The sequence below is a fragment of the Dokdonella sp. genome (assembly GCF_039926425.1).
Lineage (GTDB): Bacteria > Pseudomonadota > Gammaproteobacteria > Xanthomonadales > Rhodanobacteraceae > Dokdonella_A.
Genome location: NZ_JBDSWZ010000312.1, coordinates 1 through 9100 on the forward strand (window position 1 = coordinate 1; position 9100 = coordinate 9100).

At 62.1% G+C, this 9100-nt stretch carries 7 protein-coding genes; 3 read left to right on the top strand and 4 right to left on the bottom strand.

The genetic code is table 11. From position 1 onward, the window contains the following. Together ABIV12_RS17340 and ABIV12_RS17345 are read left to right on the top strand one after the other, a co-directional pair. A partial coding sequence (locus ABIV12_RS17340) for a methylmalonyl-CoA mutase family protein (protein ID WP_348061685.1) occupies positions 1–2436 on the top strand: 2436 nt, incomplete at its 5' end. 6 nt (positions 2437–2442) lie between these two features. Beyond that, a complete protein-coding gene (locus tag ABIV12_RS17345) occupies positions 2443–2985 on the top strand; it encodes a hypothetical protein (protein WP_348061687.1) in 543 nt (180 codons plus the stop codon). A 255-nt stretch (positions 2986–3240) separates the two neighbouring features. Here the strand turns inward: ABIV12_RS17345 and ABIV12_RS17350 are convergent, their stop codons facing one another. The 4 genes from ABIV12_RS17350 to ABIV12_RS17365 all read right to left on the bottom strand — a co-directional run bounded on the left by ABIV12_RS17350 (position 3241) and on the right by ABIV12_RS17365 (position 7497). Further along, complete coding sequence (locus tag ABIV12_RS17350) at positions 3241–4005, bottom strand: PAS domain-containing protein (RefSeq protein ID WP_348061689.1); 765 nt, start codon at positions 4003–4005, stop codon at positions 3241–3243. 106 nt (positions 4006–4111) lie between these two features. Next, a complete protein-coding gene (locus ABIV12_RS17355) occupies positions 4112–5002 on the bottom strand; it encodes a hypothetical protein (RefSeq protein WP_348061691.1) in 891 nt (296 codons plus the stop codon). A gap of 239 nt (positions 5003–5241) precedes the next feature. After that, a complete protein-coding gene (locus tag ABIV12_RS17360) occupies positions 5242–5466 on the bottom strand; it encodes a hypothetical protein (RefSeq protein ID WP_348061693.1) in 225 nt (74 codons plus the stop codon). Positions 5467–6087: 621 nt separating this feature from the next. After that, positions 6088–7497: a hypothetical protein gene (locus ABIV12_RS17365; protein ID WP_348061695.1), complete on the bottom strand. Its 1410-nt coding sequence runs from the start codon at positions 7495–7497 to the stop codon at positions 6088–6090. Between the two features lie 455 nt (positions 7498–7952). Here ABIV12_RS17365 and ABIV12_RS17370 point away from each other — a divergent pair, with 455 nt between their 5' ends. Beyond that, complete coding sequence (locus tag ABIV12_RS17370) at positions 7953–8549, top strand: hypothetical protein (protein ID WP_348061696.1); 597 nt, start codon at positions 7953–7955, stop codon at positions 8547–8549. Positions 8550–9100: the final 551 nt, after the last annotated feature.

Here is a 9100-nt window from a genome sequence, read left to right on the forward strand (position 1 = left end):
GCTCCTACAGAGAGCGCCAAGGTCAACGCGCGCATCGACTGGGTCCCGCACCTCGACACCACGCTGAAGGAACCGCGCGCCACGGTGCTCATCCCGGGCGCGCGCGCACGCTACCTCGCTGAGATCGCCGAAGAGGGCCGCGGCATCAATGCCGATATCGACAGGCAGGCCGAAGCTGCCGACCGCGCACAATCCTATTGGCAATCGCTGCGCGATCTCGAGGATGAGGCGCTGCCGAAGATGCTCGATCTGTTCAATCCCGATGACCTCACGATCCCCTCATCGTCGCCGGAAATGAGTGACTTCCCGGCGTGCGGCGAGCGCCGGGTCTCGACCGACCGTCGCAAGCTCAAGTTCAACTGGGAGCGTCGCAGGGAGTCGGAAGAACTGGTGCGCAACACTCCGCCGCCGCCGTCACGCCGCCTGCCGGTCGACCGCTCGCTCGTCACGCTGCGCCAACGCTACAACGATGCAATCCACGCGCTGTCGTCCGATGCACTGAAACTCCTGCGCGAATGGCCGTCGCGCCTGAAGTCGATCACCGACGACGTGACCGAATACGAAGTGCGCGGCAAGACGATCAAGGTCGAAAATTATCGCGAATCGCTGAGCCACCAGAAGATCCCGAAGATCGCCGCGCCGACCTACAAGAGCTGGGGAGAACTGCTGACCTTCCTGCAAAAGGAAAACCTGCCGGGCGATTATCCGTACACCGGCGGCGTGTATCCGTATCGCCGCGTCGGCGAGGATCCGATCCGCATGTTTGCAGGCGAGGGCACACCCGAGCGCACCAACCGCCGCTTCCATTACCTCAGCATCGGCCAGCCGGCTGCACGCCTTTCGACCGCATTCGACTCGGTTACTCTGTACGGCGAAGATCCTGCGCCGCGCCCCGACATCTACGGCAAGATCGGCAATTCCGGCGTCAACGTACCGACGCTCGACGACATGAAGAAGCTTTACTCGGGCTTCGATCTTTGCGCGCCGACCACGTCGGTGTCGATGACGATCAACGGCCCTGCGCCGATGATCCTCGCCATGTTCATGAATACCGCGATCGATCAGCAGATCGAGAAATACCTGAAGGAAGATCCGGCGCGCTGGGCCGATGCGCAGAAGACCATCGCGAACCTGTTCGACGGTCGCTCGCGCCCGACCTATCTCGGCGACCTGCCGCCGACCAACAACGGTCTGGGCCTTGCGCTGCTCGGCATCAGCGGCGACCAGGTCGTCGACGCAGCCACCTACGCACGCATCAAGACGCACACGCTGGCGACGGTGCGCGGCACCGTGCAGGCCGACATTCTGAAAGAAGACCAGGCGCAGAACACCTGCATCTTCTCCACCGAGTTTGCGCTGCGCATGATGGGCGACATCCAGCAATATTTCGTCGACCAGAAGGTGCGCAATTTCTACTCGGTATCGATCAGCGGATACCACATTGCCGAAGCGGGTGCAAACCCGATCTCGCAACTCGCGTTCACGCTGTCGAACGGCTTCACCATCGTCGAGTACTACCTCGCGCGCGGCATGGCGATCGACGACTTCGCGCCGAACCTGTCGTTTTTCTTCTCCAACGGCATGGATCCGGAATACACCGTCATCGGGCGCGTCGCGCGGCGCATCTGGGCGCGCGCGATGCGCGAACGGTACGGCGCGAACGAACGCAGCCAGATGATGAAATATCACATCCAGACCAGCGGCCGTTCGCTTCACGCGCAGGAAATCCAGTTCAACGACATCCGCACCACGCTGCAGGCGCTGTATGCGCTGTTCGACAACTGCAATTCGTTGCACACGAATGCCTACGACGAAGCGATCACCACGCCGACCGAGGAAAGCGTGCGCCGCGCCGTCGCGATCCAGATGATCATCAACAAGGAGCTTGGGCTCAACTTCAACGAGAACCCGTGGCAAGGCAGCTTCGCGGTCGGCTACCTCACCGACATCGTCGAGGAAGCCGTCTACAAGGAGTTCGAGGCGATCAGCGAGCGCGGCGGCGTGCTCGGCGCGATGGACACGATGTACCAGCGCGGCAAGATCCAGGAAGAGTCGATGTACTACGAACACAAGAAGCACGACGGCAGTCTGCCGCTGGTCGGCGTCAACACGTTCCTGCCGAAGGAACACGCCGGCGATATCGTCACCGAGATCGAACTCATCCGCAGCACCGAGGAAGAGAAGGGTGCGCAGATCACCAACGTGCTGGCGTACCAGAACAATCGCAACGCTGTGGCGGTGGCCGGTGAATCCGCTGTCGTAGAAGCGGCTTCAGCCGCGATGCCGGCCACCGGAGGTCTGAACTACCTGCAAGACACCGCACGCGCGAGACAGAATGTCTTCACCGCGTTGATGGAAGCGGTAAAGACCCACAGCCTCGGCCAGATCAGCCATGCGTTGTACGACGTCGGCGGCGAGTACCGGCGGAACATGTAGTCGAACATGCCACGCCTCGTCGATCAGATCAGGGAGGTCGTGGCCGGCTTCGCGGTCTGCCAGACGCCGCCGGCGCTGATTGGCGGCCTCGCGCTCGCTGCGCATCACGTCGTGCGCGCAACTCAGGATATCGATTTCCTGGCGGATCTCGACGACGCCGATTGCTTGCACGCGATGGTGCTCGACCTCGGTTATCGATGCCTGCACCGCAACGACGATGCCGCGAACTACCGTCGCGGCGACGAAGGCCTCGATTTCATCTACGCGCACCGGCCGGTTGCGCGGCGTCTCCTCGCAGAAGCCGAAACGCGCGACGTCGGGATGGGTCAGCTACGGGTCGTCAACGTGGAGGGCCTGATCGGCCTCAAGCTGCAGGCATACATCAACGATCCACGTCGCTTGCGCGACCTCGAGGATATCCGCCAACTACTGCGTGCGAATCGTGCGACGCTCGACCTGATGGAAGTGCGGACGTACTTCGAATTGTTCGAGCGAAGCGAACTGTTGGGTCAGCTCCTTGGGGAGGACGGGCATGCAGCCGACGGATAGCGAGCGGCCCGTCTTCATTGCGGCGGAGGCCGGAGTCGCTTATCAGCCCGAGCGCTCGAACGACCCCCTGGCAGATTGGATGGGTCTGATGGAAGTGGTCGAAGCACTGTGTCCTTGCTGGCCCGAGCGCGAGCCGTCAATCGGTACGCAATTCAAGTTGTAGGTCAACGCTGCGCAACCCCGAGCATCGCGCTTGTCGCGATCGATGGAAGGCTGGGTCGAAGCCATGTCGCCGGGGCGTTCGATTGCAGACGCCTATTCCGTATCCGCGTCGCTCGCGCCGCCCCGCTGACGCAACGCTTCCAGGTAGTTGTAGATCGTGAAACGCGATACGCCGAGCGCTTCGGCAGCCCGCTCGACGCCGCCTTTGACGAGGAACAGGCCGCGCTGCAGCATGGCCTTGACCGCCAGTTTTTTTTCCTCCTTCTTCATCAGTCCGACCGATTTTCCGGACCGACGGACGGCCTCGTCGATGATCTCGCGCATCAACGCGTCGATTGCCGGCTGAGTTTGCTGTTCGCGTATCGGTTCCGCACGCGGGTGGAGATACGTTTCCAGCAACGCATGCATGTCGCGGAACGTCGCAAGGTCGGAATTCACGCACAGTGCTGCGTAGGGCACTCCGGCCGAATCGCGGAAGATCACTGTGGAGGACCGGAGTTTCACGCCGGCGCTTGTCACGGTCACATAGTGGCCGATGAGCGAGTGTTCGCGGCTGCCGCTTGCGGTGAGTTGCCGCCGCGCTTCGTGAAAGCCCTTGTCGTCTTTCGGACCCGCGATGATCGCACTGCCGACCGTGCGGTTGGATAGATGCCCGTTCGCGATGGCGACAACGGAGTGCTCCGGTGTCGTCAGGTCGTGAAGCACGACTTCCACATTGGGCCCGATGGTCAGCGCCAGCAACTGCACCACCGGATGCAGAGCCTGCATCGTCGCCGCGCGTTCTGCGAGGATGGCGCGCGACGGAGTAGCGCCGGAGGATGTGGCATCGATGTTTGGTCGACCGGAGCGTTGCGTCATGGGCGTTTCATGGTTCGACAGGGCGGAGAGCACGCGCGGCGTCCGTTCTTCATCGACTCGATGCGCACAGTGAATGACCAACAGAATGTCATCGCTCCGCGCGCAGTCAATCGACGGGCCCCATCGCCGGCTGTCGGGCTTTCGGCCTTGTCCACTCCCACGTGACTCCGGCCAGCAGCGCCAGTGCAACGGCCTCGAGGGCGAACTGGCTTTCGCTGACAAAGGCATCCACCAGCGGAACCTTGGCAAACGCCGCGTAAATGAAAGGCATCAACAACTGGTTCTTGATTGCAAGGATCAGCAGCGTGAACTGGGCGAACCGAAGCGCGCGTGATGGCGACAATCGGTTCCAGATCAATCCGGCGGCAGCAATGCACGCGAGCACCGGCTCGGCAAACGTCAGGTAGGCCGGGATCAGGACATTGGGGCCGTAGGGCAGGGTGCACCATTCGCTTTGTGGCGCGAGCGAAGCAATGGATGCCATCACCGGAGCCATCGCCATGCCGATCAGCGGCGTGGCAATGAACATACCGAACGTGGCGATGACCGCCGCCGCCACGACCTTCTGCCACACACGGGTGAGTCGCGGTGCAGCAACGACGACCAGCGCCGCCACTACCGCGATGGACGTCAATTTCTGCAGGTTGCCGACGAACGCGAACACCCATGCCGTCGTGCAATAGCCTTCCATGAAGGGTCCGCGGAGCAGGCTCTCCTGAAGCATCGCAGCGATGACGAACAAGAGGCCCCAGCGTTTCAGGAACGAGCCCTCCACGCGGGATGCGGCCCGTTGCCAGAAAATGATCAACGCCAGTGCGGCGGCAATGCGGACCACCAGCTTGAACGGGCCAGGAATCACCGAGAGATCCGGGAAGGGAACGTCAAAGACCTGCAACATGATCGCGTGGACGCTCAATGCACCCACGGCGGTCGCGGCGAGGCCGATGCACCAGCGAACCCAGCGAAGGGATTCGGGTGCCAATGCGGGGGTGATCATGGTGCGATGGGTCGCTCGTTCGAAATTAACGGTCCGAAAATATCAACAATCCGTCGAAATCTCAACAGAATGTTCAATATTCTCATTCCGCACTTCGACTCGGAGCAGCGGTCAGCCAAGTCGCGACGGTCACCCGGCCAGTTCGTGTTGCAACTCGGGCACGGCGCTGATCGGTGGAATATCGCCAGCGGGTCCCATGCGTTTTGGAAAGTCGCACGCAGCGCTGGATCAGTGACGACTCAAAGCTCCGGCACATCCCCTGCCTTGAACAGCACGCGCGGAGTGCCGTAGTCGCCGCTCTCTTCGTCGATGTCCATGCTGTAGGCAATGATTCCGGCATGTTTGTCGGCCAACAGCGCGGCTCTCCGCGCCGCCTCATCCGCTGTTTTGAACTGCAGCACGGCGGCTGGTTTCAACTGACGACTCACCCAGTCGAACGGTTGCGCTACGTGGATGGTTTCCATGCTGGCTCCTTGGCTGCGGCAGTATGACGGCATGAGTGATGAGGGTGTCACCTCATTGAAATCGCTGGCGTCCAGTCGACGTTCGTAACGACACCGCCGCGCTTTCGCGTTGATGCGCGACGATCACGCCCGAAGCGCCGACTCGTCGACCAGCATGGAGATGCACAAAGCGCGTCTGCGTCGGTGCATTCGATCGATTTGCGCGGCTTCAAAGTTCCTTCCCCTGCGAAGCGGGCAACGGTGCCCGAAGGGCGGAAGGGGGCTGCTTTTTGTGGGAGCGCGCGATCAAGCGCGCCCCCATCCGCCTTCGGCACCTTCCCCCGCTGCGCAGGGGAAGGAACGGCATTCTCATGTGGGGATCGCGACGGCGACGTTGCTCGCGATTGACGGTCGGTAGATTCGATCGATCTGCGCAGCGTCAATATTCCTTCCCCTGCGAAGCGGGGGAAGGTGCCCGGAGGGCGGAAGGGGGCAGCTTTTCGCGGGAGTTCAAGATCAAGAGCGCGCCATCCCCCTTCGGCTCCTTCCCCCGCTGCGCAAGGGATGGAACGGCATTCTCATGCAAGCATCGGTGGGAGCGGTTTCAACCGCGATGCTCTTGAAGTCACTCGAGCGATCCGTTCAATTGGAAACGCGAAGAACCGGTGCAAGCACACCGCGTCCGATTCCTGACTTCCCGGCCGAACTTTCAAACCCGTTCGCGAAGATCACGTCGGACAGCACCGACTCCTCGACGAGCACGAAGATGTCCGACGCGTTGTTGCCATCGGCGGGGTCGATGTTGCTTGCATTCGACTCCCACGCCATCGACAGGCCCGACGCATTCACCGCAAGCGTGTAACCCGACGCGTCGTTGCCCGGTTGACTGGCTGCGGTCACGCTGAGCATCTCGGGCGCGCCGGCACCCGGCACGAACAGAAACGTCTGCGGGTACGAACCGGTTCCACCCCACGCGTAATTGCAACTCAACACCACGCTGCCGATGTCGGACACAGCAGACGCGGAGCAGCTGTCGTAGGCGTCGGAGGGAAGGACCGCAGCGCGCGGAATCGCGATCGTCGTTCCTGCCTGGCGGTCGCGCAGGTAGATGCCGCTGTTGCCTTCGCTGCCTACGCCGTTGGCGTAACCGAGCCCGCCGTAGCCACGATTCTTGAAGCTGACGAAGCGACCGCTGGGCGAAATCGACGGATGGTAAACAAATGCACTCGACCCTGAAGTCGCCGACGTGCTGCGGCTGATCAGCTCGGTGGTATTGGCCTGCAGGTCGCGCACGTAGGCTTGCCCGCCGGTGGCGCCCGGAACCGATGCGTCGCTGCACAACATCGATACGTACCGCCCTGTCCCGGACAACGCGTGCAGATCCAGTGCGCAGTGGTCGGCCACGCTGCCATCGGACTTGATCGAAGCCATCTCGATCTGTCCGGTCGTCATATCCTTGACGTAGATGCCGCCGAATGCCCCAGCGGGAGCTCGCACGCCTCCCGCCCGGCCAGGCGCGTCCGTCATGACGGAGGTAGTCTGGAACGCAACATAGCGACCATCGGCCGAGATGGACACCGTATTGTCCTCGCTGCCGAACTCGGCTGGCTGGCCGGCGGCATTGGCACTGGCCAGCTGCAATTCGCCCGTCTGTCGATCCTTGCGCAGCACCTGCCAGTTCGGGCCATACGACGCATTGATGGTGAGGAACGCGACGTAGCGCCCGTCGCCCGACGTGACCGGCGATTCACCACGGAACACGGCGCCGCCCAGTGCGGACACGGCTTCGATCACGCCGGTATCGAGATCGACGGCCACCGCGCGCGTGCCGATGTAGGTATCGCCGACCCAGTTGTTCGCCGTGCTGGCAAACACCACCGTGCGACCGTCGGCCGACACGTCGACCAGGGTGGAGGAGCCATTGGCCTCGAGGCCGGCTCCCGGCACCAGACGCGCGTAGATGAAGTCGGCCTGCGCGGGAACCGCCATGGCGATGAGGCTACAGGGGAGGAGTGCGTTGACGAGCGTACGGCGGATCGATGCGGCGTTCATTGGCAGGAGCTCGGATGGGGTACCTGTTTGAAGTACGCAGTTTCGTCGGCAATCCCCCAATGCCTGCATGGAATCGGTTCGACAACGGCATCGTTGGATCGACGACCGATACCGACGAGTGCGGCGGCTGACGTGTTCGACGCAATCTGCCCGCGCATCGAGTTTTCGAAATGGTCGTCCCTTTCCATCGAAGTTGCGGGTGTGGGAGCGGCTTCAGCCGCGATTCCTCCCGGATAAATGGATGGATCGGCGTATCTGGCGCGCGTTTCACTCGCTTTGACACTTCCCGTATGGAGGAGCCAGTCGCATGCGCGATAGGCTTGCCCATGGCACGGCAGCTGCGGCGCGCGAGACGGCCGTATTCAACGACCCATGCTTCCTTTCTTGCGGGCAGTCATAGCCCTGCATGGCGCATCGCGCCGTCAGATCAATCACGACAACCTGGGGATCGCTCCATGAAAAAAGCAAACAACCTGTTCAATGCCAAAATGCGATTCAACCGTGACTCGGTGCTGGCGTCACTGGCAGCTGCGTCCATGACCTTTTGTTCCGCGCAGGCATTCGGAACGGAGATTTGTTCGCTTGCCCCGGTCGGCATTCCGGCGACCATCGACGGCCTCTATCTCAATTTCGTCACCGGCGCATCGAACACCACGGGCAGCGTTGCAGGCTGGGATTTCAATGTGTTTGCGTCGGGACTCGCAACATTGAATTTCTTTTCCTCCAACAGCACGCTCAACACCACGCGCTACGTCGGAGCAGGGGCGACTGTCGACGTGCTCGCTGCGGGCACGATCATCGATGCCACGTCGATCCTGAGTTCGGCGGGCGTTTCTCCAGGTGGAGCGTTCGGGGCCGGCGTCACCCACGGCTATGTTGGCGTCGCTTTCACAAATGAAGCTGCAGCCATCACGAACTACGGCTGGGTTTCGCTGACGACGACCGGTCCCAACGGATTCCCGGCCACGATCAACCAGTTCTGCTACCAGAATGACGGCTCCGGCATCTTCGCCGGTGGCGAGCTGATCTTCGTCGACGGGTTCGAAACGTGATCCGACGACAATCGGCATTCGACCCCGGCCGCTGCCAAAGATCGACGCGACACCGGGGGCTCGACCTCTTCGTCGCCCATCGCCCGATTTCCCTGCGACGTCCCGCGGAGGCGCAATCGCGCGATTCCGGCAGGGGTCGGATGTCGTCAGCGCCGAGGGGCTGATCGGATTCAAGCTGCAGGCGGTGGTCAACAATCCTGAGCGCACGCGCGATCTCGAAGACATACGCAGCATCTTGCCGGCAAACCGGAGGTGGGCGTCGTGTGACCGGGTCGAGGTGCGAGAGTATTTCGACATGTTCGAAAAGACCGGGTTGTTCGACCAACGGGTAGCCGAGAACGCCGACAAACCCGGTGGGTGAAAATGCGATAGCGACAACGCGCCTGAACGACCGCTTTGCTCAACGCCGCCCGAGCGACTCGAAAGATCCGGCATCGACCTGTCCGAGCATGCGCTCAAGCGTTGCGATGTTGTGCGGGTCATCGGTGCCGGAACGCGCGTCCTCGAGAACCTGTTTGAGAGAGTCGGCGCCGATCGATTTCATGTCCCAA